The organism is Micromonospora sp. SL4-19, assembly GCF_047921475.1.
GTDB lineage: Bacteria > Actinomycetota > Actinomycetes > Mycobacteriales > Micromonosporaceae > Micromonospora.
In genome coordinates, this window is sequence record NZ_JBLROB010000002.1 from 403,672 (window position 1) to 427,674 (window position 24,003).

Sequence of the window (24,003 nt, forward strand, 5' to 3'; positions counted from 1 at the left end):
GCCGGCACTGGCGTTTCCCCGGATGCTACTCGCCGGTAACCAAACGCCGTCACCGTCCCCCGTGTGGCCCACCCCACACTCCGCGCCGGCCCCGCGTCCGGTCGCCGACCCGAGGGCTCAGGCCACCGGGAGCGTGAGGGCCTGGGTGAGGGCGGGGAGCAGGAGGCCGACCTGCCACTCTCGCGCGCCGAAGCCGCGCAGGGTTTCCGCCACCGTGTCGTCGGTGATCTCCTCCGGCGGCTGCCAGGCCAGGCGGCGGACGGAGTCCGGCGCGATCAGGTTCTCCGGCGGGAGGGTGTGCGCGCCCGCGGTGCCGACCACCACCTCCCGGCAGCGGGCCAGCCGGGCGGCCGCCACCGGGTCGCGCTCCGCCCACCGGTGCGGTGGGGGCGGGCCCTCCACGACCGGGGTCACCGGCAGCGCGTCGTCGGGCAGCTGGCGGGCGTCGTCCAGGGCCGCCAGCCAGGTACGGGCCAGCCGGCGCACCGAACGACCGCCGAAGCCGGGCAGGGTGAGCAGGGTCTTCTCGTCCTTCGGGTCCAGCTCGGCGGCGGCCACGATGGCCGAGTCCGGCAGCACCCGCCCCGGGGCCGCGTCCCGCCGCGCCGCGATCTGGTCACGGGCGTACCAGAGGGAGCGCACCCGGGCCTGGGCCCGGGCGCCACGCACCCGGTGGATGCCGGAGGTGCGCCGCCACGGCTCGGCCCGGACCCGGGGCGGACGGGCGCCGTTGCGGACCAGCGCGGCGAACTCCTCCGCCGCCCACTCCGACTTGCCCTGCCGACACAGCTCCTCGTCGAGGGCGTCGCGCAGGTCGACCAGCATCTCCACGTCCAGCGCCGCGTACGTCAACCAGGACTCCGGCAGCGGCCGGCTGGACCAGTCCGCCGCCGAGTGGTGCTTCTCCAGCGTGTAGCCGAGCAGTTGTTCGGTCAGTGCGGCGAGACCGACCCGCTCGAAACCGGCCAGCCGGGCGGCCAGCTCGGTGTCGAAGAGCCGGCGCGGGCGCAGCCCCACCTCGGCGAGGCAGGCGAGGTCCTGGCTCGCGGCGTGCAGCACCCACTCGGCCTCGGCGATCACCGCGTCGAGGGCGGAGAGGTCGGGCAGCGGCAGCGGGTCGATCAGCGCGGTGCCGGAGCCGGACCGCCGCAACTGCACCAGGTAGGCCCGCTGGCTGTAGCGGTAGCCGGAGGCACGTTCGGCGTCCAGGGCCACCGGGCCGGCGCCCGCCGCGAAGCGGGCCACGACCTCGTCGAGCTCGCTCGGCGTGGCCACCGGCGCGGGGGTGCCCTCGCGCGGTGCGGTCAGCGGTACGGGCCCGCCGGCGCCGGGTTCGGTCCCCGCGTCCGCCGGCTGCGGCGCGGCCGACGACGGATTCGGCGATGCCTCTTCCGTACGGCTTTCGGCGGCCCGACGGCGCAGGGGTGGTTCGTCGGTCACCTGACAACCCTAGTGCGCCGGCGGATCGGGTGTGCGCAGCCGGTCCGTCGTGTGTCGGCGGGATGACCGGCGGGTGTCGTGACCAGGCCGGGTTGCACCGCCATGGCAGGGTCGGACAACAGGGGAGACAAACCCCGTTCATGCAGGTACGGTCCATCGGGCCGTGGTGGGTGTCGAAGGCCCCAAGCGGCTCGCACGGAGCGTTCACGGGGAGGACGAGCATTCATGGAGGCTGGATACGGGTCCGGCGACGGGGTGCCGGGGCAGGGCGCCGACGAGGCGACCGACCGGGGATACGCCGAGCGAGCCGGGACCGACCGACCTGGGCCGCTGCCGCCGCGCCTGGTCCCGCCGTCCGGACCCGGTCACCCGGCGGCACCCGGCTGGCCCGACGGGTTCCCGGCGGCCGGTGACGGCCCCGTCGATCCGTCCGGCGCCGCAGGCTTCGCCGCCCCCGGTACCGCCGGCTTCGCCGCCCCCGGTACCGCCCGCCTCGCCACCCCGTCCGCCAACCCTGGTGCCGCCGGTCTGCCCGGTGCCGGCCTGCCGGCCGGTTCTGCCGCCGGTGCGCCGGGGCAGGCAGCCGTACCCGGGTCCCGGGCCAGCTGGCCCCCGGTCCCGAACGACGGCCGGTGGGGCGGCCCGACCGGGGCCGCCGCCGGCCCGCGCGGCCAGGGGTGGCCGCCGGCCCAGCCGACCGACGCCGAGCCGACGGTCCCGGGCCTCGTCGCCGGCCCGCCCACCGCCACGCCGGCCCACCCGGGCCTCGTCGCCGGCCCGGCCACCGCCACGCCCGCCCAGCCGGCATCCGGGTCCGCCTATCCAGGCCAGCCCCAATACGGGTCCGCCTATCCAGGCCAGCCGACCTCGGGCTTCGCCGCTGCGGGGCAGCCCGCCCCGGGTCCCGCTTTTCCGGGCCAGCCGGTCCCGGGGCCGGCGCTCGCGGCCCCGCCCGTCTCCCCACCCACCCACCCGAGCCAGCCGACCTTTGGGGCCGCCTTTCCGGGCCAGCCGACCTCCGGGCCCGCCATTCCGGGCCAGCCCGCCGCAGCGCCGACGTATCCGGGCGGGGCGGCGACCGGGTCCGGCCGGCGGCGCCGGCTGCCGGTGGTGGCGCTCGCGCTGGCCGGGGTGCTGGCCGTGGTTGCCGGCGTGCAGGCGTACCAGATCTACCGGCTGAACGACCGGCTCACCGCTACCGACCGGCGGTTGGCCGAGGCCCAGGGCGCGGACGGGCACCGGCTGGACGGCCTGGAGCAGCGGGCGGAGGCCCTGGAGAAGCAGGCCGGCGCCGCCTTCAACCCGGAGGCCGTGGCGAGCGCGGTGCTGCCCAGCGTGTTCCGGGTCCGCGCCGGCCAGTTCACCGGTACAGCCTTCGCGATCGGCAAGCCACCGGCCGAGGGCGGCACCACGCTGCTCACCAACTTCCACGTCGTGGAGGCGGTCTACGACTCCGGCGGCCGGAAGGTCTTCCTGGAGCGGACCAGCCAGCGCTTCGAGGCCACCGTCGTCAAGGTCGACAAGGACAAGGACCTCGCCCAACTGCGAACCACCGCCCGGTTCACCGGGCTGGTCGCGGCCGCCGCGCCGGTGAAGTCCGGGCAGCAGATCGTCGTGGTCGGCGCCCCGCTGGGTCTGCAGGACAGTGTGACCACCGGGGTGGTGAGCGCGTTCCGCAAGGACGAGGACGGCTCGGGCCCGGTGATCCAGTTCGACGCGCCGATCAACCCCGGCAACTCGGGCGGGCCGGTGATCAACGGGTCCAAGGAGGAGGTCGTCGGTATCGCCACCGCCAAGGCCCGGGACGCCGAGGGGATCGGTCTCGCGGTGCCGATCAAGACCGCCTGCGACACGTTCAAGCTCTGCTGACCGGCCCGGCGCCGGTCGCCTTGACCGCACCCCGCACCGTCGAGGTGTGGCCCCGGCCACCTCGACCCGCAGATTCCGGCCCGAAGAGGCCACCCCACGGGGGACCAGCAACCTGGAGGAAGTGACATGTCCCAGCCACCGACCGGAGCGGAGGGCTACCCGCCCCAGCCGCCGCCCGGCACCACGTACGGCGCCGGCCAGCCGGTGCCCCAGCAGTACGGCGGCAGCCCGCCCGCGACCCCCCAGTACGGGGGCGGCCAGCCCGCGACCCCGCAGTACGGGTCGGCACAGCCCGAGCCGACTCTGCCCCGGCCCGTCCCGCCGATGTCCGACCCGCCGGCTCCCGGTCAGTACGCGCCGGGTTCCGCCCCGGTCTCCGCGCCCGGTTACCCGCAGCCGATGTCGGCCCCGCCGGTCTCCGGCCCCGGTTACCCACAGCCGATGTCGCCCCCGCCGGTCTCCGGGGCCGGCTACCCGCAGCCGATGTCGGCCCCGCCCGGCGCGGTCCCGCCGTACGGGGCGCCCGCGGCGGGCGCCCGCAAGGGGCGGAGCACCCTGATCCTCGCGCTCGTCGCCGGGCTGCTCTTCGTCCTCGGCGGCGTGGCGACCGGCCTTTACGTGACCACCAACGGGAAGCTGCACCGGACCGAGCAGAAGGTCAGCCAGCGAGAAGGCACCATCACCGCGAACCAGCAGGAGATCGAGAAGCTCAAGGTCGACCTCCAGGCGGCCCGGGACAAGCTCGCCGACGCCCAGCAGGACCTGACCGGCACCAAGAACGACCGGGACGAGCAGGCCCGGCAGAAGAAGGTCATCGCCAACTGCCTGGACAAGCTGATCGCGGCCAGCGAGGCGGCGGCGGCCGGCAACAAGGCGGCCTTCGACAAGGCCACCAAGGGCCTGAACAAGATCTGCGACGAGGCCGAGAACTACCTCTGACACGCGCCCTGCCGTACGGGTCGCTCCGAGCACCGGGGCGGCCCGTCGTCGTGCTCCGGCCGCTCAGGCGGCGCCGGCGGGGCGCCGGGAGGGCAGCGCCGTCACGCCGGGCGGCGGCAGCCCGGCCGTCGAGGCGAGCAGGGCGCACCAGCCGGACAGGTGCGGGGCCAGGTCGACGCCGAGCGGTGTCCAGGAGGCGCGGATCTCGATGTCCCCGGCGGCGGGCGGCCCGGCCAGCTCGCCGAACCGGGTGGAGAGCGTCTGCGTGACCGTGCCGCCGATCGCCCGATACCGGGCCTCCTGCGCGTCCAGCGCGTCGGTCAGCCAGGTCCAGCCCACCCCCGGCAGCAGCGGGTCGCTGGCCAGGTCCACCTCCAGCTCGGCGGTCACGTAGGTGACCAGCCGCAGGGTGCCCTGCCACGCCTCGTGCCCGGCCGGGTCGTGCAGCAGGATCAGCCGCCCGGTGGCCACCTCGTCGCCGTCCCGGAGCACCGCCGCGGAGAGCGCGAACGCGTAGGGGGCCAGGCGCTGGGGGGCACCGACCTCCTCCAGCACGATCTCCGACCGGGGTGTCACCGATCGCAACCCCGCGACCGCGCGAGCGAAGGTTTCCGGGAGCGCGATCGGGGGGCCATGCCGGCAGCCTATGCCGCCGCCCGCCGCACGGGGCGACGGCACGCCGAGTGATCCGCGTTGAGCCGGGTGCCCGCTCTGCCGCCGAAGTCAAGCGGGTCCTTCCACGTCACAAAAGGTGACGGGGGCGGCGGCCCGGACCGGGCGGCGTGGCACGATTGCCGCGATGACCACCGACACCACGGGCACCGCCGCCCGAGACGGACAGCCCCGCCACGGCGGGCCCGCCCACTCGCCTTTCGTCCGCGCCTGCCGGCGCGAGCCGGGGCCGCACACCCCGGTCTGGTTCATGCGCCAGGCCGGTCGGTCGCTGCCGGAGTACCGCGAGATCCGGGCCAACGTGCCGATGCTGGAGTCGTGCCGCCGCCCCGAGCTGGTCACCGAGATCACCCTCCAGCCGGTCCGCCGGCACGGGGTCGACGCGGCGATCCTGTTCAGCGACATCGTGGTGCCGGTGGCCGCCGCCGGGGTCGACCTGGACATCGTGCCCGGCACCGGGCCGGTGGTGGCCGAGCCCGTCCGCACCGCCGCCGACGTGGACCGGATCCGCCCGATCACCCGCGATGACGTGTCGTACGTGGACGAGGCCGTGCGGCTGCTCGTGGCCGAGCTGGGCGACACCCCGCTGATCGGCTTCGCCGGCGCCCCGTTCACCCTGGCCAGCTACCTGGTCGAGGGCGGCCCGTCGCGTACCCACGCCAAGACCAAGGCGCTGATGTACGGCGACCCGGACCTCTGGCACGCGCTCTGCGCCCGGCTCGCCGAGGTGACGCTGTCGTTCCTGCGGGTGCAGGTCGACGCCGGGGTCTCGGCCGTCCAGCTCTTCGACTCCTGGGCCGGCGCGTTGTCCGAGGCCGACTACCGCCGCTACGTGATGCCGCACTCCGTCCGCGTGCTCGGCGGCCTGGCCGACGCCGGGGTGCCCCGGATCCACTTCGGGGTGGGCACCGCCGAGCTGCTCGGCGCCATGGGCGAGGCCGGCGCCGACGTCGTCGGCGTGGACTGGCGTACGCCGCTGGACGTGGCGACCCGCCGGATCGGCCCGGACAAGGCCGTGCAGGGCAACCTCGACCCGTGCGTGCTGCTCGCCCCGTGGCCGGTGGTGGAGGCCGAGGTACGCCGGATCCTCGACCAGGGGCGGGCCGCCCCCGGTCACGTGTTCAACCTCGGCCACGGCGTGCTGCCGGAGACCGACCCCGACGTGCTGACCCGGGTGGTCGCGCTGGTGCACGAGCTCAGCGCGCGGCCGGTCGAGTAGAGGAGGGACCGTGGCGCGACCGCGTCGGGTGGCGATCGTCGGTGGCGGGATCGCCGGGCTGGCCGCCGCCGTCCGGTTGCGCGACCAGGCCCCCACCGGCACCGAGATCACCGTGTACGAGCAGTCCGGCCGCCTCGGCGGCAAGCTGCGCACCGGTGAGCTGGCCGGGCAGGCCGTCGAGTTCGGCGCCGAGTCGTTCCTGATGCGTGACCCGGCCGGCGGGGAGTCGGCGGCGGTGACCCTGGTCCGCCGGCTCGGCCTGGCGGACCGGATCGTGCACCCGACCGTCGGGCAGGCCGCGCTCGTCGTCGACGGCGGGCTGCGCCCGGTCCCGGGCGGCACCCTGGTGGGCGTACCCGGGGATCTGGCGAAGGTGACGGCGGTGGCCCGGCCGGCGGCGGGCGCGGATTCCGACGGCGGTGCTCCGCTGCTCGGTCCGGACGAGGACCTGCCGGTCGGTGCGCTGGTCCGCGCGCGCTTCGGCGACGAGGTGGTGGACCGGCTGGTCGACCCGATGCTCGGCGGCGTCTACGCCGGTCGCGCCGACGACCTCTCCCTGGTCACCACCATGCCGGCGCTGGCCCGGGCGGCCCGGGCCGAGCGCACCCTGGTCGGAGCGGTCCGCGCCGCGCAGGCCGCCGCGCCCCGCGCCCCCGGCGCGCCGGTCTTCGGCACCCTGGCCGGCGGGCTGAGCACCCTGGTCGACGCGGCGGCGGTGGCGAGCGGCGCGACCGTCCGCCGGGACGCCGCGGTCCGCGAGCTGCACCGCACCGCCACCGGCTGGCGGCTGGTGGTCGGCCCGACCCGCGACCCCCAGTCGGTCGAGGTCGACGCGGTGGTGCTCGCCGTACCGGCCCGCCCGGCCGCCCGGCTGCTCGCCGGCCCGGCGCCCGAGGTGGCCACCACCGTCGCTGGGCTGGACTACGCCAGCGTCGCCCTGGTCACCATGGCCCTGCCGGAGCCGGAGCTGCCGGAGCTCTCCGGGTTCCTGGTGCCTGCCACCGAGGGGCTGTTGATCAAGGCGTCGACGTTCTTCACCACCAAGTGGGGCCACCTGCGCCGGGCGGACGGGCTCGCCCTGCTCCGCGCCTCGGTCGGCCGGTACGGCGACGAGACGTCGCTGCAGCTCACCGACGACGACCTGGTCGCCACTGTGCACCGGGAGGTGTCGAAGGTGCTCGGCGTTCCGCTGCCCGCCCCGGTCGGCCGGCACGTGCAGCGGTGGGGCGGGGCGCTGCCGCAGTACACCCCCGGCCACCTCGGCCGGGTGGCGGCGGCCCGGGCGATGCTGCGTGCCGCCCACCCGACGCTGGCCCTGGCCGGGGCCGGCTACGACGGCGTCGGCATTCCGGTCTGCATCCGTTCGGGGGAGACCGCGGCCGAAGAGATCATCACAGCACTGGGAGGATCGGCAGCATGACCGAGCAGACCAACGCGGCCCGGCTGCGGGAGCTCAACGAGACCGTCCGCTACACCATGTGGTCGGTGTACCGGGCCACCAGCCCGCTCCCGTCGCTGCGCGAGAACGTCGTCGACGAGGTCGAGTCCCTCTTCGAGGAACTGGCCGGCAAGGACGTGACCATCCGGGGCACGTACGACCTGGCGGGCCTGCGCGCCGACGCGGATCTGATGATCTGGTGGCATGCCTCGTCCAGCGACGACCTGCAGGACGCCTACCTGCGGTTCCGCCGGACCACGCTGGGCCGGGCACTCACCCCGGTCTGGTCGCAGATGGCGCTGCACCGGCCGGCCGAGTTCAACAAGAGCCACATCCCGGCGTTCCTGGCCGGCGAGGAGGCACGGGCCTACATCTGTGTCTACCCGTTCGTCCGGTCGTACGAGTGGTACCTGCTGCCGGACGCCGAGCGGCGCGAGATGCTGGCCGAGCACGGCCGGATGGCCCGCGGCTACCCGGACGTCCGGGCCAACACGGTGGCCTCCTTCGCCCTCGGCGACTACGAGTGGATGCTCGCCTTCGAGGCCGACGAACTGCACCGGATCGTCGACCTGATGCGTGACCTGCGGGCCTCCCGGGCCCGCCGGCACGTCCGCGAGGAGGTCCCTTTCTACACCGGCCGCCGCCGGCCCATCGCCGACATCGTCACCTGCCTGGTCTGAGCCGCATCGGGGTGTGCGGGATGCCGTCCTCGACGTAGCCGGGGCCGCTGACCGCGAAGCCATGGCCGGCGTAGAAGTCGACCAGGTGGGTCTGCGCCTCCAGCACGCACGGGCCAGCGCCGACCACGGCCAGCGCCTCGGTCATCAGCCGGCCGGCCAGGCCCGCCCCACGGGCCGCGGGGGCCACCACCACCCGCCCGATCCGCGCCACGCCGTCGGGGTCGGCCAGGATCCGCAGGTACGCCACCACCGCGCCGTCCCGGGTCAGCCAGAGGTGCCGGGTGCCCGGTTCGACGTCCCGGCCGTCCAGCTCCGGGTACGGGCAGGTCTGCTCCACGACGAACACGTCGATGCGCAGCCGGAGCAGGTCGTGGAAGGTGCGGGCGTCCAGTTCGGCGAAGCTGGCGAGTCGGACCTCGGTCGTCGGTGGCACCCTGCGATGTTAGGTCGCGTCCACCCGCTCCCCCTCGGGGGTGGTGCGGGTGGCGACCCGGCGGCGGGCCAGGGTGCCGGCGGCGGCCACCCCGACCAGCGCGGCGGCGATCGCGGCGACGGCCCACGGGCCCAGCCCGGCCAGCCAGCCGCTCGCCGTGGCCTGCACCCGGCCGGCCGCGGCGATCACCGGGTCGTCGGCGTCACCGCCGGCGAAGAGGCGCACCTCGTACCAGCCGTACCAGGCCACGTAGCCGCCGGTGAGCACGAGCAGCAGGCCGGCGAGGCGGCTGAGCAGCGGCGCGGCCCGCCGGGTGCGCCGAATCAGGGATTCCCGGGCCAGTGCCACGGCGAGGGCCGCCGCGCCGACCGCCAACCCCATGCCGAGGGCGTACGCCACGAAGAGGCCGACCCCGGCGGCCGCGCTGCCGGCCCGGAAGCCGGCGACCACGACGGCGAGGAACGGGCCGATCGTGCAGCCGAGCGAGGCCACCGCGTACGCCACGCCGAAGAGCGCCATCGATCCGAACCGCGCCCGGACCGCCGGGCCGGCCGCCGGTCGCGGGGTGAGGGCCGGCAGTTGCCGACCGGCGAGCAGCCAGCCGCCGGCCGCCACCAGCGCCACCCCGATCAGCACCGACACCCACGGCAGGCGGCGCGCGACGACGTCCGCGGCGGGCCCGGCGAGCAGGCCGAACGCGCCGAACACCGCGACGAAGCCGAGGGTCATCGCGCCGGTCAGGGCCAGGGCCCGGCCCACCGGGGCGAGCGGTCCGCGGGCCGCCGCCGAGCCCTCACCCAGTACCAGCACCGACAGGTACGCGGGCAGCAGCGCGAACCCGCACGGGTTCACCGCGGCGAGCAGGCCGGCGGCGAGGGCGAGGCCGTAGGGGGCGTCGGACATGTCAGGCCAGCTCGGCGATCCGCTGGCGCAGCTCCGCCTGGGACAGCGCCCCGGACTGCACCACCTTCCCCGCGGAGTCGAGCAGCACGTACCACTCCTGGCTGGTGACGCCGAACCGGCGCCACACCGCACCCTCGTCGTCGGCCAGGTTGGGGAAGTCCGCGATGCCGGTCTCCGTGGCGAACCGCCGCATGGCGTCGGCACCGCTGCCCAGCCCGGCCACGCCGATCAGGTTGACCCGGCCGGCGTTGTCCCGCCGCACCGCGGCCACGTCGTCGGCGACGCCCCGGCAGCGGCTGCACCAGGCCGCCCAGAACCACAGCACGGTCGGCCTGCCGGCGAGGCTGCTGCCGGCGAACGACCCGCCGTCGATGGTGCGCGCGGTGAAGTCCAGCGTGGCGGGCACCGGTGCGGTGGTGCCAGCCGGCGTGGTGGTGCCGGCCGGCGTGGCGGCGGCCGTCGCGGTGGGCGCCGGGGCCGAGGTGGCCGGGGCCGCGTCGCCGGTCGGGCGGTCGGAGCCCGCGCAACCGGCGAGGGCGAGAGCGGTGGCGAGCACCAACGGGGCAAGCTTCGATGTCGTGGCGGGCATGGCCGGATGTTAACCAGGACCGCGCGGCCCCGACCCTTACCGCCCGCTTACGGCCAGCCCGTCCACCCGCTTGTCGCGGTGCTGGCCGGGTTCAGGCAGGCCGGGCGCCGACCGCGTCGCGGATCTCCGCGCCCTGTGTGCCCTCCTCCGCGCGGGCGCAGTGCGCGCAGCAGAAGAAGCGGCCGGAGACCTCGACACCGTGGCCGACGATCTTGATTTGGCAGTGCTCGCAGATCGGCGCCATCTTGTGGATCGCGCACTCGAAGCAGTCGAAGGTGTGCGTCGCCCCGTTGACCGTGCGCACCTCGAACGCCATCCAGTAGTCGTTGCCGCAGACCTCACAGCTAGCCATACGAAACCCCCCGAAAACGGACCTGTCATCCCAGGGTCGACGAGGGGACACGGCGCGGCAACCGGAACGGGCGAACCTGGGTCGGCTCGACGGCGAGTCGCCCCCGGCGTGTCGCGCGTCGGGCCCGCTGCGGCTCCGAACTGGCCACGGACCCGCCCGGTCAGGCGGTCCTGGGCGCCAACCGGATCGAGACCGAGTTCACGCAGTGCCGGGTGTCCTTCGGGGTGAAGCCCTCACCCTCGAAGACGTGCCCCAGGTGGCTGTCGCACCGGGCACACCGGATCTCCGTACGCCGCATGCCGAGGGTGTTGTCGGGGATCTCCTTCACCGCGCCCGGGATCGCGTCGTCGAAGCTCGGCCAGCCGCAGTGCGAGTCGAACTTGTCGTCGCTGCGGAACAGTTCCGCCCCGCAGGCCCGGCAGTGGTAGACGCCGGGGGTCTTGGTGTCGACGTACTCGCCGGTCCACGGTGGCTCGGTGCCGGCCTCGCGGAGCACCCGGAACTCCTCGGGGCTCAACCGGACCCGCCACTCGTCCTCGGTGGTGGGCAGTTCACTCTCGGAAAGACTCACCGGCCAACGGTACGCCGGGCGTCGGTGGCATCGCATATCGTCGCGCAATGGCTGGCAGCAAGGCCGCAGTCGAGGAGATCGAGGTCGCCGGGCACACCGTACGACTCAGCAGCCCGGACCGGGTGATCTTCCCGCAGCGCGGCTTCACCAAGGCGGACGTCTTCCACTACTACCTGTCGGTCGGCGAGGGCATCATGCGCGCCCTGCGGGACCGACCCACCACGTTGCAGCGCTTCCCAGAGGGCGTCGAGGGGGAGATGTTCTTCCAGAAGCGGGTGCCGGCCCGGGGCGTACCCCCGTGGGTGGCGACCGCGGAGATCAGCTTCCCCAGCGGCCGGAAGGCGGCCGAGCTCTGCCCGGCCGACCTGGCCCACGTGGCCTGGGCCGCGCAGATGGGCACGGTGGTCTTCCACCCCTGGCCGGTCCGCGCCGCCGACGTCGACCGTCCCGACGAGCTGCGGATCGACCTGGACCCGCAGCCCGGCACCGACTTCACCGACGCGGTCACCGCCGCCGGCGAGCTGCGGGCGCTGCTCGACGAGTTGGGTGTCACCGGCTGGCCGAAGACCTCCGGCGGTCGGGGTGTGCACGTCTACCTGCGCATCCACCCGCGCTGGACATTCGTCGAGGTACGCCGGGCCACCATCGCGCTGGCCCGGGAGCTGGAACGCCGCCGCCCCGAGCTGGTCACCACCGCCTGGTGGAAGGAGGAGCGCGGCAGCCGGGTCTTCGTGGACTTCAATCAGATGGCTCGGGGCCGGACGATCGCCTGCGCGTACTCGCTGCGGGCCAACGCCCGGGCCACCGTCTCCACCCCGGTCGACTGGGACGAGCTGACCGAGGTGGACCCGGACGACTTCCACCTGGGCAGCGTGCCGGCCCGGCTGGCCGAGCGGGGCGATCCGCACGCCGGCATCGACGACACCCCGTGGGACATCAGCCCGCTGCTGGAGTGGGCCGAGCGGGACGCCGCCGCCGGGCAGGGCGATCTGCCGTACCCGCCCGAATATCCGAAGATGCCGGGCGAGCCGAAGCGGGTGCAGCCCTCCAAGGACCGCGACCGGCCCCGCGCCTGACCCCGGGCCTGGTAACGATCATGTAACGGGCGCGAACCTTTCCCGCCCCCTGACCGGTCTTCCTGTTCGTCGGCCCGACCGGGGCCAGGGGAGGGCCGGATGAGACTGGTTTTTAGGCGGGCCAACGCGGCGCGGGGGCTGCTGCTGGCCGCGGTGGCTGCGGCGCTGGTCGCGGTCGCTTTGGTCACCGGGCTCACCGACTACAACCGCCGGGCGGTGGAGGCCGGCCAGCGGTCGCTGCTCGCCGGAGCCCCGTTGGAGGAGCGCAGCCTGCTGCTGAGCGGCTCCGGCGGCCGGGACGCCGCCGAGTTGGCCACCCGGGACCGAGCGGTCCGCGACGGATTCGCGCACGGGCTCGGCGGTGCACCGGTCGCGGTGACGGGTGCCCGGTACGGCGGTGGCCGGGAACTGACCGGTGACCTCGGCCCGCGGGTCCGGACCGACGACGACCCCGTCTTCGCCAACCTCGCGACCCTGGACGACCTGCCCGCGCACGCCGAACTGGCCGGCGGCGCGTGGCCCTCAGCCGGGGCGAGCCCGCTTGAGGTGACGTTGCCGGAGAAGGTCGCCGGCGCGCTGGGGATGACTGTCGGCGACCGGGTGCCGCTGCTGGACCGCAGCACCGAGCGGGCGGGCGAGGTGGTGCTCGTCGGGACGTGGCGCCCGCGTGACCCGGCCGAGCCCTACTGGCGGTTGGCGCCCGGGGTCGGGGCGGACAGCGCGGTGCTGTCGGACACCTCGTACGGGCCGTTCGCGCTGGACCCGGCGGACTTCGCCGCCACCTTCCCGAAGTCGGTCACCGCGTGGTGGGTGGTCGAGCCGGACCTCGCGGCGGCGGCCCGGAACGGCCGGCTGCTCGACGTCCGCCAGGCGCTCCCCGACGCCGTCACCGAGGTGCCCGAGGCGGCCGGGCTCGGCTCCTCCGCGCAGGTCGTCACGGCGATGGACCGGCTGCTCAACCGGATCGCCCGGGCCGACCTGGTCGGGCGGTCCTCGTTGGCCACCCCGGTGCTGCTGATCGTGGTCCTCGGCGGGTACGCGCTGGTGCTGGTCGCGGCGCTGCTGCACGAGGACCGGCGGAACCAGACCGCCCTGCTACGGGCCCGGGGCGCCGCGAAGCGGCAGTTGGCCGGCCTCGCCGCCCGGGAGGCGACCCTCGTCGTCCTGCCGGCCGCCGTGCTCGGGCCGCTGCTCGCCGGCGAGGCACTGCGGCACCTGGGCGACGGTCCGGCCCCCGCACTCACCGCCGGCAGCCCCATGCTGCTCTGGGCGGCGGCGTGGATCACCGCTGCCGGCTGCCTGGTCGCGATGGTGGCCCCGACGTTGCGGGGGGCCGGAACGTACGTCGCCGACATGGCAGCCCGGTCCCGGCCTGACCGGTCCGGCTCCGTCCAGCGGGCCAGCCTCGACCTGGTCCTGGTCGGGTTCGGGGTGCTGGCCTGGACGCAGCTGCGGCAGTACTCCTCGCCGGTGACCGGCGCCGCCGGGCGGCTCGGGGTGGACCCGCTGCTGGTCGCCGCGCCGACGCTCGGCGTCCTCGCCGGCGCGGTGGTGGCGCTCCGGCTGCTCCCACCCGCAACCCGGTTCGCCGAACGCTTTGTGGTCCGGAAGCTGTGGACGGCGACCATTCTCGGCATGTGGCAGGCGGGCCGCCGCCCACACGCCGGGCCGGTGCTGCTGCTCGCCCTCGCCGTCGGCGGTAGCACCCTGGCCTGGTCGCTGGTCGCCACCGGCGAGCGGTCCCAGGTCGACCAGGCCGACCATGCCGTCGGCGCCGACCTGCGGCTCGTCGAGCGCGACGGAGTCGCCCCGATCGGCCGGGCCGGGGAGCTGGGGGCGCTGGCCGGCGTGGACCGGGCGTTGCCGGCCTGGCGGGACGAGATCAGGGTCGGCCGCGCCGACCTGCCCGCCACCGTGGTGAGCCTCGACGCGGCGAGCGCCACGCAGGTGGTACGGCTCGACCCGCGGCTGACTCATGAGCCGGTGCAGGCGCTGTTCGACCGACTGGTCCGGGCGCGGGGCGAGCCGGCCGGGGTCGAGTTGCCCGCCGGCACCCGGTCGGTCACCGGCACCGTCCGCACCCCGGTGCGTGGTGCCGTGTTCCCGCACAAGGTCGCCGTGTCGATGCTGCTGGCCCGAGCGGACGGGCTGGCCTTCCGGCTGCCGATGGGAAGCACGGGCAGCGACGGTCGTTCGGCGCCGTTCACCGTGGCGCTGCCCGACGCCGGGAGCCTGCGGCTGGTGGGATTCGAGGTCGACGGCGGTGACGTGGCCGGCCGGGCGTACCGGATGGAGGTGACCGAGCTGCGACTGGTCGGCGCCGACGGGGCGACCAGCCCGGCGCAGCTCGGCGACGGGTGGGTGGCGACCAATGGTGATCCGAATGGCAAGTTGTCCATCTCGACCACAGCCACCGGCTTGTCGGCCGAGAACCAGGTCGTCTTCCAGCCGGGCGGCCGGTTCGCGCACCAGGACCCCTCTCGCTTCGTCGTGGTGCCGACCGGCGACAGCGCGCCGGTGCCGGCGCTGATGACCCCCCGGGTACGCGAGGCGCTGAGCCTGCGCACCGGAGACACCGTCACCCTCTCGCTGTCCGGCGTGTCGCTGCCGGTCACCCTGGTCGGCGAGGTGGCCGCGGTGCCGTCGACCACCGGAGAGGGCGTGCTGCTGGACCTGCCCACGGCGACGGACTGGCTGATCCGGGACCGGGGCACGGTCCGGCCGGTGCAGCAGTGGTGGCTGGCCACCGACGAGGGTGGACACACCGCGGCTGCCCGGGCGGCGGCGGAACTGAACGGCGTCACCGTGCTGGACCGGCGGGAGGTGGCCGAACGCGCCGCGTCGGACCCGTACTGGCGGGGCGCCCGCACCGGCCTGCTCGCCGCCGCGCTCGGTGCGGTGCTGCTGGCCCTCGTCGGGTTGATCGTTGACGTCTGGGCGACGGCCCGGCACCGGTTGGGCGAGTTCGCCGTGCTGCACACGCTCGGCGCCACCCCCCGGCTGCTGGCCCGGGCCCTGCTGGCCGAGCAGACCTTTTTGGCCGGGATCGGGGTCGGGGTCGGGGTGCTGCTGGGCGCGGTGGTGGGCGTGACGATGGCCCCGCTGGTCATCCTCACCCCGTCGGCAAGCAGACCGGTGCCCGAGGCGGCCTTTGTGCTGCCCTGGACGCCGGTCGGGCTGACCGCGGTCGGCCTGTTGCTGGCGGCGCTGGCCATCAGCGCGTTCATCGCCCTCGGCATCCGGCAGCGGGTGGCGGCGGCGCAGCTGCGGATCGGGGGAGACCAGTGACCGGGTGGAGCGGAGCGACGACCACGAGCGGGGTGGCGGCGAAATGAGCATCAGCGCGGTCGCCCGCCGGATCCGGGCGTACGGTGGGCAGTTCCTGCTGCTCGGGGCGCTGACGATGGTCGTCATGCTGTTGATCAGCGCAGTGCCGCGGGTGGTGAACTGGCGCACCGATCAGGGCCTGCGGACGATGCTGGACAGCCAACCGGCCGAGCTGCGGGACGTGACGTACACGACGCCGATGCCGCTGTTCAACGCCGGAAACGACACGTCGTTGATGACCGCGTTCGAGGCCGACCTGCCGCGGAAGCAGGCCGAGATGCCGCCGGACGTGCGAAGGCTGGTCGGCCAGCGGTGGTTCACCGCGGAGACCGACCCGAGCCTGCTCACGGGCCCGGACCTGGCGGCGAAGAACCTCCTGGTCCACCTCGGTCTGCGGAGCATGGCAGGGATCGCGGAGGCCGGCAGGCTGACCGACGGCCGCTGGCCGGACAAGGGGGCGCGGGCCGGTCAGCCGGTGCAGGTGGCGCTGGCCGCCGAGGTGGCCCGCAAGCTGAACCTGCGGGTCGGCAGCCGGCTGACGCTCGCCGGCGTCGAGTCGTCGACCCCGGAGGGCGCCCCCAGCCCCGTCCGGATCTCCGTGGTGGGCGTCTTCGAGCCGGGCGACCGCGCGGACGGCATCTGGCAGGGCCTGCCCTCGATCCTGCGGGTGGTCGAGCCGGAGGGGGACGCCCAGCCGTTCATCGCGCTCGGGGTCGTCGACGGCGCCGCCTTGGACCGGCTGTCCGTCGATGGCCGGGGCTTGCGGTTCACCTGGCGCTACCGGTTGGTCGGCGACGGCATCGATGCTCGCGCGGTGCCCGGGCTCATCGACAGTCTTCAGCGGATGAGCCGGGAGGCGCAGGGCTTCGCCTTCGTTCAGGGCTTCGACATTCCGCTGCGGGAGTTCATGGCCGCGGTGGCCGCCGCCCGTACGGTCCTCGCGGTGATCGCGGCCGGCGTGCTGGCGACCCTGGCCGGGCTGGTCGTGCTGGCCGCCGGCCTGACCGTCCGCCGGCGCCGGGCCGAGTTCACCCTGCTGCGAGCCCGGGGCGGTGCGGCGACCGCCGGAGCCCGCCGTAGCCTTGCCGAGTCGCTGCTGGTGATCCTGCCTGCCGCCGCGTTCGGTTGGCTGCTCGGAAACCTGGCGCCCGGGGCGCCCGGCGACACCACGGCGGTCGCCGTGGTCGCGGCGATCCTGGTCACGCTGGTGCTGCCGGTGGCGACGCTCGCCGCGCCGACCGGTGTCGGGGGGCGGCGCGACCTGATCAAGCTGCGTCCGTCCGCGCGTCGGATCACCGTGGAGGCGAGCCTGTTGCTGCTCGCCGTGGTCGCGGTCGTGCTGCTGCGCCGCCGCGGTCTCGTCCTCGGAGAGATCGATCCGCTGCTGGTCTCGGTCCCGGTGCTGCTCGCCGTCGGCGCGGCGGTGCTGGCCGTACGGCTCTACCCGTGGCCGCTGCGGCTGCTCAGCCGGCTCGCCGCCCGGACCCGGGGCAGTATCGCCTTTCTGGGCACCGCCCGCGCCGGCCGCGCCGTTTTCACCACCCCGCTGGTGGTCGTGGTGCTGGCGATCGCGACCGCGGCGTTCTGCGCGGTCGTCGCCGCCGGCATCGAGACGAGCCGGGACGGGGCGGCCAGCCGGCAGGTGCCTGCCGACGCGTTGATCCGGGGAGAGCGGATCGCGCCGGAGACCGGCGCCGAACTGGAACGGCAGCCCGGGGTGCGGGCGGCTGCTCCGGTGCTGCAGGAGGCGGGCCTGCGCCTCGCAAGGGACAAGGCCGGCTGGGACGCCCGACTCGGCGAGGTCACCGTGGTGCTGGTCGACGGGCCGGCGATGGCCAGGGTGGTCCGAGAGTCCGGCGTCGACGTGACCGTGCCCGCGGCGCTGCTCGCCCCCGGCGCGCAGCCCGGCCCGCTGCCCGCGGTGGTCTCCCCGGCCGTGGCCGCCGAGCTGGCCGCCGCCGGACTGGACCGCTCCGCCTTCATCCCCGTGCAGGGCCAGCGGTACGAGTTCCGGGTGGCCGAGCGGGCGGACAGCTTCCCGATGCTCCGGGCGGACAGCAGCCGGTTCGTCATCCTGCCCTGGCAGGCCCTGCCCCGGCGTGACTATGCCGCCGTGCCGACCGGTTTCCTGGTCGCCGGCGATGACCTCGACGTCGAGAAGCTGCGCGCGGTGGGTAACGCTGGCCAGTCCCGCTTCCAGCAGGACGGGGCGGTCGCCGGGCGGGAGCCGCCGCGCGAGGTGGAGGTGGTCACGTGGGCGGAGACCCGCCAGCGCGTGGGCGAGGGGAGCGCGAACGGCGTGCTGGTCTTCGGCTTCGTCGCCGGCGCCGCCACCGGAACGGCGCTGGGTCTGCTCGCGATCGCCTTCGTGGTGCTGGCCGGCGCCCGGGCCCGCGGTCAGGTGCTGTCCCGGCTGCGCACCCTCGGCCTGTCCCGTCGGCAGTGGCGGGGACTGCTGCTGGTGGAGCTGAGCCCGTTGGTCGGCGCGTCGGTGCTCACCGGCGCGCTGGTCGGAGCGCTGCTGCCGCTGCTGCTCACCCCGGTGCTCGGCCTGTCGGCCTTCACCAGCGGCGCCCCCGTCCGGGTGGCGTTCGAGCCCCGCCTGGTCGCCGGGGTCGCCGTGCTCGGGGCGGTCGCCCTCGGCATTGCGGTGGCCGTCGAGGCCCTGAACAACCGCCGGCTGCGCCTCGGCGAGGTGCTCCGGCTCGGAGAGGAGAGCTGATGACCGCTACCGCACAGAACCCCGTCGTGCCGGACCTGGCCGCGATGCAGCGTCAGGCCGCCCAGCGCGCCGCCGATCGGGCCGGTGGCCAGGACCGGTTGCGCGGGCACATCGTCTGTGACGGCCTGGTCCGCATCTTCAAGACCGAGGGGGTGGAGGTGTTCGCCCTGCAGGGGCTCGACCTGGTCATCGACCGGGGTGAGCTGGTGGCGATCGTCGGCGCCTCGGGGTCCGGCAAGTCCACCCTGCTGAACATCCTCTCCGGGCTCGACACCCCGACCGCGGGCATCGCCCGGGTGGCGGACTACGACCTGCTCAAGCTCTCCGCCCGGCGGCGGCTGAGCTACCGACGGGAGATGGTCGGCTTCGTCTGGCAGCAGACCGGCCGCAACCTGCTGCCGTACCTGACCGCGTTGGAGAACGTCGAGCTGCCGATGCACCTGGCGGGCCGCGGCGGCGGTCGCCGGAACCGCCGCCAACGGGCCAAGGAACTGCTCGACCTGGTCGGGGTGGGCTACTGCGCGGACCGGCGGCCCGGCCAGATGAGCGGTGGCGAGCAGCAGCGCTGTGCGGTCGCCGTGGCCGTGGCCAACGACCCGGAGGTGCTCTTCGCCGACGAGCCGACCGGTGAGCTGGACGAGGCGACCGGGGCCGAGGTCTTCGGCGCGCTGCGGACCATCAACGCCGAGCTGGGTGTCACCATCGTGGTGGTCACCCACGACCACGCCGTGGCCAGCCAGGTCCGGCGGACCATCGCGATCCGCGACGGCCGCACCGCCTCCGAGGTACGCCGCACCGCGCGCGTCGCCGCCGACGGCAGCACCGAGCTGGTCAGCGAGGAGTACGCGGTGCTCGACCGGACCGGCCGCATGCAGCTCCCGGCGTCCTTCGTGGACGCGCTGACCCTGCGCGACCGGGTCCGGCTCAACCTGGAACCCGACCACGTCGAGGTGCGGCCCGGCGACCGGGCGCACACCGAGAAGGAGTAAGGCATGACCGAGCAGCTGTCCGTGGCGCCCGCCCGCGTCGCCACCATCGACGACGTGGTCCGCGTCGAGGCGGTGAGCCGCACCTTCGGGCGGGGTGAGCACGCGGTGCACGCCGTGCGGGACGTCTCCTTCTCCGCCCGCCGCGGTGAGCTGGTCGCGGTCCGGGGTCGCTCCGGCGCCGGCAAGACCACCCTGCTCAACCTCGTCGGTGGCCTGGACCGGCCGGACGCCGGCCGGGTGCGGGTGGCCGGGCACGACGTGACCGCCGCGAGCGAGCGGGAGCTGCTCGCGCTGCGCCGGGGCACGATCGGCTTCGTCTTCCAGACCTTCGGCCTGGTGCCGATCCTGTCGGCGGCCGAGAACGTCGGGGTGCCGCTGCGGCTGGCCAAGGTGCCGGCCGCGGAGCGGGAGCAGCGGGTGGCCGTGCTGCTGGAGCTGGTCGGGCTGGGCGGGCACGCCGCGCAGCGCCCGTACGAGCTGTCCGGCGGGCAGCAGCAGCGGGTGGCGGTGGCCCGGGCCCTGGCGAACGAGCCGGACCTGCTCATCGCCGACGAGCCGACCGGCCAGCTCGACTCGGAGACCGGACGGTCGATCATGGATCTGATCCGGGCCGTGGTGCACGCCCGGGGCATGACCGCCCTGGTCGCCACCCACGACCCGGCACTGATCGAGATGGCCGACCGCACCCTCACGCTGCGGGACGGCCGGCTGGTCGACGACTGACCGGGCCTGACCTGCCGCAGCTGGCAGCGCGGCCGGTGCGAGCCTGGCAAGGGCTGCCCTCGGGTGTGTCCTTCCGCTCACGACCGGCCGTCGGTCCCGGTGCGGTCAGTCCCGGCAGCGGCGGCGGTGGTAGGCGTAGGCGACCGTGAGCAGCAGCGGGCCCCAGAGCAGCAGCGGCAGGTAGCAGGCCAGCAGCAACGCGAAGCCGGCCGTCGTGCCACCCAGGTCGTTGCCCGCCACGAGGAGGCCCCAGGCGGCGTACCCCCAGATCAGGGTGACCGCGATGGCGCCGGCGGTGGCGACGGTGATCGCGAACGACGGCGGCACCCGTCGCCCGCCCAGCAGCGGCAGGCGGCGGGGGAACACCTCACCCCACGGACGGACCAGGCCGAGCGATAGCAGCGCCAGTGCCTCCGACACCACGCTCAGCGACACGATGTAGACGCTCTCGCCGAGCCCGAGGCGGACCGGTCCACCCTGCTCCGACATGCCGAGCGGCACTCCGGTGACCAGGGCGATCCGCCACAGGCCGGACGGGAGGGTGATCAGCGGGATGAGGTGGGCGGCGCGGATCGCCCAGGCGGGGGCGGGACGGCCGTCGCGCGGGTGGAGGGCGGCTGGTGCGGTGGCGGTGGACACGTGACTCCCCGTTCGTCGGACTGCCTGCCCAGCCTGGCCGCGCCGCCGCCGGCGGCCCTCCCGCCCGGCGGGGAGTCAGCTCCCCGGTGTGGGGGAGAGCGGTGTCAGAGCGCCAGCTTCATCCCCTCGTGGCTGGCCACGAAGCCGAGGTTGCGGTAGAAGCGGTGCGCGTCGGCGCGGGACTTGTCGGTGGTGAGCTGCACCAGCGCGCACCCCCGCTCCCGGGCCCGGTCGATGACCCAGACCATCATCTCCCGGCCCAGCCCCCGGCCGCGCAGATCGGAGCGGACCCGCACCGACTCGATCAGCGACCGTTCGGCGCCGTGCCGGCCCAGCCCCGGGATGTACGTGATCTGCAGGCAGCCCACCAGCTCACCGCCGGCCTCCGCGACGACCAGATGGTTACGCGGGTCAGCCTCGATGTCGGCGAACGCCTTCTCGTACGCGTCGTCCACCTCGGTGAAGTCGCGGGCCTTGCCGAGCTCGTCGTCGGCGAGGAGGGCGATGACGGCGGGCAGGTCGGCGCGGCGCGCCTCCCGGAAGATCACGTCGGTCATCCCGGCAGCGTGCCACAGTGGCATCCGACGATCTGCGGGCGGCGGGCGGCGGGCGCCGGCCCGGGCCGGTCACCGGGCCGGACAGCGCAGCCCCGCTCGGGGGACGGTCAGCGAGATCAGGTAGGCATCGACGGCGGTGGTGACGCAGGCGGTCTGCGGGTAGGCGGTGTGTCCCTCGCCCTCCCAGGTGAGCACCTGCCCGACGCCCAGCATCGAGGCGAGCGCGCCGGTCTGCTCGTAGGGTGTGGCCGGGTCGCCGGTGGTGCCGACCACCACGATCGGCGGCGCACCGACCGCCTTCCCGGTCGGGTACGGATCCCGCCCGCCGGGCCATTCCACACAGCCGAGCATGCCCACGGCCAGCGCCGGACCGAAGAGCGGGTACTTCTGCCGCCACTGCGACTGGAGCTGCCGGATCTGCTGCAGGCTCGGCTTCTCGGTCTCGTCCGCGCAGTTCACCGCCAGGTTGGCGTCGAACAGGTTCGAGTAGTGCCCGTCGTCGCCGCGGCCCGCGTAGGCGTCGGCGAGCTTGAACACCCCGGTCGGGTCGCCGCCCTGCAACGAGTCGATCGCCCGGGCCAGCTCCTGCCAGCCGGCCTCCGTGTAAAGGGAGGAGATGACCGCGTAGAACACCCAGCCGGCGGTGGCCTCCCGGCCGTCCCGGCCGCGGACCGGGGAAACCCTGGCCTTGTCGATGGCGGTGGTGACCGCCGCTCGGGCGTCCGGCGCGATCGGGCAGCGGCCGGCTTCGGCCGCGCACCAGCCGGCGAAGTTGTCGAAGGCCCGCTCGAAGCCCTTCGCCTGGCTCTCCGAGCCGGCGATCAGCTTCTGCTGCGGGTCGACCGCGCCGTCGAGCACCAGCGCCCGTACCCGCTGCGGGTGGAGCTGGGCGTACACCGCGCCGAGCAGGGTGCCGTACGAGTAGCCGAGGTAGGTCAGCTTGTCGTCGCCGACCGCCGCGCGCACCGCGTCCATGTCCCGGGCCGCCTGCTCGGTGCCGTAGAGCGGGAGCTGGTCGCCGTACTTGTCGCCGCAGCCGGCGCCGATCCGCCGGTTGAGCGCGACCAGCCCGTCGAAGGACGGCTGGTTCCGCGGATCCGGGTCGTAGCCGAAGCTGGCGTCCAGGTTGGCGTCGGAGATGCACTTGACCGGGCTGGACCGGGACACTCCGCGCGGATCGAAACCGACGATGTCGAAGCGGTCGGTCACCTCGGCCGGCAGCCCGCCGAACGCCGAGCCGAAGGAAAGGTAGACGGCAGTGTCCACCCCGGAAGCCCCGGGCCCACCCGGGTTGACCACCAACGACCCGATCCGGTCGCGCTGCTTCTGCGAGCGGATCCGGATCAGCGAGATCTCGAAGGTCTCCCCGGTGCCCGGCCCCGCGGTCGCGCCGGTCGCCGCGCCGTTGCCCCAGTTTCGGGGTACGAGGATGCGGGCGCACTCGTAGCGCATGCCCGCCGCACCCCGGCCGACCAGCTCGTCGGGGACCTCGGGGCAGGCACGCCAGGTCGGGGCGGTGCCCGGGGGCGCGGCCTTGCCCTGGCTCTCGGCGCGCGGGGCGAACGCCGGCAGCGTACAGCCGGCGGTGAGCACCAGCGCGGCGGCGAACCCGGCCAGGGCGGGCCGGACCCGACGGATCCGGTCGGAGAAGCGGGTCACGTGGCTGCCTTCCATGATCGTGTCCGACGGCCAGGCTACGCCTGACCGGGCGCGCCGCCCACGATCGCCGCCGGATCCCCGCGCAGCACCTGGTCCACGTCGTAGCGGATCGGGCGCTCCAGCTGGTCGTAACGGCAGGAGCGGGGATCGCGGTCGGGGCGCCAGCGGACGAACTGGGCGGTGTGCCGCAGCCGGTCGCCTTCCATCGCGTCGTACCCGACCTCGACCACCAGCTCGGGGCGCAGCGGCTCCCACTCCAGGTTCTTGGTGCCGGTCCACCGGCTCACCCCGCCGGGGATGCGCTGGCCCCGCTCGTGGTCGCCGTGCACCCACGGGTGGTCGCCGCCGACCTCGCGGTACGGCTCCAGCTCCGTCAGCAGCTCCTTGCGCCGGGCTGCGGTGAACGACGAGCTGACCCCGATGTGGTGCAGCACGCCGGCGTCGTCGTAGAGGCCGAGCAGCAGCGAGCCGACCACCGGGCCGGACTTGTGCCAGCGGAAGCCGGCCACCACCACGTCGGCGGTGCGGGCGTGCTTGACCTTGAACATCAGCCGCTTGCCCGGCTCGTACGGCAGGTCGGCCGGCTTGACGATCAGGCCGTCCAGCCCGGCCCCCTCGAACACGTCGAACCAGCGCCGGGCCGTCTCCGGGTCGGTGGTCACCTGGGTGACGTGCACCGGGGGGCGGACCTTTGCCAGCGCCTGCTCCAGCCGGGCCCGGCGCTGCGGGTAGGGCTGGTCGGTCAGCAGCTCATCGTCGAGGGCGAGCAGGTCGAAGGCGACGAAGTCGGCCGGGGTCGTCTCGGCGAGCAGCCTCACCCGGGAGGCGGCCGGGTGGATCCGCTGGGCGAGCAGCTCGAAGTCGAGCCGGGGCTGGCCCCCCGGGCCGTCGCGGCGGATCACGATCAGCTCGCCGTCGACGGCGCACCGGGGCGGAAGCTGGCGCCGCGCCTGCTCGACCACCTCCGGGAAGTAGCGGGTCATCGTCTTGCCGCCCCGGCTGGCCAGCTCGACCTCGTCGCCGTCGCGGAAGATGATGCAGCGGAAGCCGTCCCACTTCGGCTCGTACGTCAGGCCGGGGGCGGTGGGGAGTTGGGGCACGCTCTTGGCCAGCATCGGCTCGACCGGCGGATTGATCGGCAGGTCCACGGCGACCAGTCAATCAGACGCCACCGACAGTGGTGAGGCAGATCACCGGCGGTGCCGG

Annotated in this window: 21 protein-coding genes; 10 read left to right on the forward strand and 11 right to left on the reverse strand. The window is 74.9% G+C overall.

Annotated elements, in window-relative coordinates:
* Nucleotides 1-117: 117 nt before the first annotated feature.
* On the reverse strand, nt 118-1,440 hold the full coding sequence (locus tag ACNAVT_RS05680) for a ribonuclease D (RefSeq protein ID WP_416293472.1): 1,323 nt from the start codon (nt 1,438-1,440) through the stop codon (nt 118-120).
* A gap of 225 nt (nt 1,441-1,665) precedes the next feature.
* Between ACNAVT_RS05680 and ACNAVT_RS05685 the strand changes: the two genes are divergently transcribed.
* Together ACNAVT_RS05685 and ACNAVT_RS05690 are read left to right on the forward strand one after the other, a co-directional pair.
* Nucleotides 1,666-3,309 (forward strand): trypsin-like peptidase domain-containing protein, encoded by a 1,644-nt coding sequence (locus ACNAVT_RS05685; protein ID WP_416293474.1) that lies wholly within the window; start codon nt 1,666-1,668, stop codon nt 3,307-3,309.
* Nucleotides 3,310-3,435: 126 nt separating this feature from the next.
* Complete coding sequence (locus tag ACNAVT_RS05690) at nt 3,436-4,248, forward strand: hypothetical protein (protein ID WP_416293476.1); 813 nt, start codon at nt 3,436-3,438, stop codon at nt 4,246-4,248.
* Nucleotides 4,249-4,311: 63 nt separating this feature from the next.
* Here the strand turns inward: ACNAVT_RS05690 and ACNAVT_RS05695 are convergent, their stop codons facing one another.
* Complete coding sequence (locus tag ACNAVT_RS05695) at nt 4,312-4,896, reverse strand: DUF3000 domain-containing protein (RefSeq protein ID WP_416293594.1); 585 nt, start codon at nt 4,894-4,896, stop codon at nt 4,312-4,314.
* Between the two features lie 151 nt (nt 4,897-5,047).
* On the opposite strand from ACNAVT_RS05695, the gene hemE reads away from it, so the two are divergent.
* Genes hemE through hemQ form a run of 3 tightly spaced genes read left to right on the forward strand, consistent with a single transcriptional unit; the run spans nt 5,048 to nt 8,257 of the window.
* On the forward strand, nt 5,048-6,139 hold the full coding sequence (hemE, locus tag ACNAVT_RS05700; RefSeq protein WP_416293478.1) for a uroporphyrinogen decarboxylase: 1,092 nt from the start codon (nt 5,048-5,050) through the stop codon (nt 6,137-6,139).
* Nucleotides 6,140-6,149: 10 nt separating this feature from the next.
* Nucleotides 6,150-7,559 (forward strand): protoporphyrinogen oxidase, encoded by a 1,410-nt coding sequence (gene hemG, locus ACNAVT_RS05705; protein WP_416293480.1) that lies wholly within the window; start codon nt 6,150-6,152, stop codon nt 7,557-7,559.
* Nucleotides 7,556-8,257, forward strand: a complete 702-nt coding sequence (gene hemQ, locus ACNAVT_RS05710) for a hydrogen peroxide-dependent heme synthase (RefSeq protein WP_416293482.1) — start codon at nt 7,556-7,558, stop codon at nt 8,255-8,257. Before hemG ends, hemQ begins: the two co-directional genes overlap by 4 nt.
* Here hemQ and ACNAVT_RS05715 read toward each other — a convergent pair.
* From ACNAVT_RS05715 to msrB, 5 genes are all read right to left on the reverse strand, one after another.
* Nucleotides 8,241-8,690 carry a GNAT family N-acetyltransferase gene (locus tag ACNAVT_RS05715; RefSeq protein ID WP_416293484.1) on the reverse strand — a complete coding sequence of 150 codons (450 nt, stop codon included), beginning with the start codon at nt 8,688-8,690 and terminating at the stop codon, nt 8,241-8,243. The genes hemQ and ACNAVT_RS05715 overlap by 17 nt on opposite strands.
* 9 nt (nt 8,691-8,699) lie before the next feature.
* The gene (locus tag ACNAVT_RS05720) at nt 8,700-9,593 is read right to left on the reverse strand and encodes a cytochrome c biogenesis CcdA family protein (RefSeq protein ID WP_416293486.1); all 894 of its coding nucleotides are present in this window, start codon (nt 9,591-9,593) and stop codon (nt 8,700-8,702) included.
* 1 nt (nt 9,594) lies between these two features.
* Nucleotides 9,595-10,182, reverse strand: coding sequence for a redoxin domain-containing protein (locus ACNAVT_RS05725; RefSeq protein ID WP_416293488.1), 588 nt, complete (start codon nt 10,180-10,182; stop codon nt 9,595-9,597).
* A gap of 91 nt (nt 10,183-10,273) precedes the next feature.
* Nucleotides 10,274-10,534 carry a Prokaryotic metallothionein gene (locus ACNAVT_RS05730; protein ID WP_416293490.1) on the reverse strand — a complete coding sequence of 87 codons (261 nt, stop codon included), beginning with the start codon at nt 10,532-10,534 and terminating at the stop codon, nt 10,274-10,276.
* A 160-nt stretch (nt 10,535-10,694) separates the two neighbouring features.
* A complete protein-coding gene (gene msrB / locus ACNAVT_RS05735; RefSeq protein WP_416293492.1) occupies nt 10,695-11,105 on the reverse strand; it encodes a peptide-methionine (R)-S-oxide reductase MsrB in 411 nt (136 codons plus the stop codon).
* A 47-nt stretch (nt 11,106-11,152) separates the two neighbouring features.
* Between msrB and ligD the strand changes: the two genes are divergently transcribed.
* The 5 genes from ligD (at nt 11,153) to ACNAVT_RS05760 (ending at nt 19,942) form a co-directional block, all read left to right on the forward strand.
* The gene (gene ligD, locus ACNAVT_RS05740) at nt 11,153-12,181 is read left to right on the forward strand and encodes a non-homologous end-joining DNA ligase (RefSeq protein WP_416293494.1); all 1,029 of its coding nucleotides are present in this window, start codon (nt 11,153-11,155) and stop codon (nt 12,179-12,181) included.
* 99 nt (nt 12,182-12,280) lie between these two features.
* A complete protein-coding gene (locus ACNAVT_RS05745; RefSeq protein ID WP_416293496.1) occupies nt 12,281-15,469 on the forward strand; it encodes an FtsX-like permease family protein in 3,189 nt (1,062 codons plus the stop codon).
* A 43-nt stretch (nt 15,470-15,512) separates the two neighbouring features.
* The gene (locus ACNAVT_RS05750) at nt 15,513-18,230 is read left to right on the forward strand and encodes a hypothetical protein (RefSeq protein WP_416293498.1); all 2,718 of its coding nucleotides are present in this window, start codon (nt 15,513-15,515) and stop codon (nt 18,228-18,230) included.
* Nucleotides 18,230-19,219, forward strand: coding sequence for an ABC transporter ATP-binding protein (locus ACNAVT_RS05755; protein WP_416293500.1), 990 nt, complete (start codon nt 18,230-18,232; stop codon nt 19,217-19,219). Before ACNAVT_RS05750 ends, ACNAVT_RS05755 begins: the two co-directional genes overlap by 1 nt.
* 3 nt (nt 19,220-19,222) lie before the next feature.
* Nucleotides 19,223-19,942 carry an ABC transporter ATP-binding protein gene (locus ACNAVT_RS05760; RefSeq protein ID WP_416293502.1) on the forward strand — a complete coding sequence of 240 codons (720 nt, stop codon included), beginning with the start codon at nt 19,223-19,225 and terminating at the stop codon, nt 19,940-19,942.
* Between the two features lie 105 nt (nt 19,943-20,047).
* Here ACNAVT_RS05760 and ACNAVT_RS05765 read toward each other — a convergent pair whose 3' ends face one another.
* From ACNAVT_RS05765 to ACNAVT_RS05780, 4 genes are all read right to left on the reverse strand, one after another.
* On the reverse strand, nt 20,048-20,581 hold the full coding sequence (locus tag ACNAVT_RS05765) for a hypothetical protein (RefSeq protein WP_416293504.1): 534 nt from the start codon (nt 20,579-20,581) through the stop codon (nt 20,048-20,050).
* 104 nt (nt 20,582-20,685) lie between these two features.
* Complete coding sequence (locus ACNAVT_RS05770; protein ID WP_416293506.1) at nt 20,686-21,138, reverse strand: GNAT family N-acetyltransferase; 453 nt, start codon at nt 21,136-21,138, stop codon at nt 20,686-20,688.
* A 69-nt stretch (nt 21,139-21,207) separates the two neighbouring features.
* Nucleotides 21,208-22,797, reverse strand: a complete 1,590-nt coding sequence (locus ACNAVT_RS05775) for an alpha/beta hydrolase (RefSeq protein WP_416293508.1) — start codon at nt 22,795-22,797, stop codon at nt 21,208-21,210.
* Between the two features lie 35 nt (nt 22,798-22,832).
* The gene (locus ACNAVT_RS05780; RefSeq protein WP_416293510.1) at nt 22,833-23,945 is read right to left on the reverse strand and encodes an ATP-dependent DNA ligase; all 1,113 of its coding nucleotides are present in this window, start codon (nt 23,943-23,945) and stop codon (nt 22,833-22,835) included.
* Between the last annotated feature and the right edge of the window lie 58 nt (nt 23,946-24,003).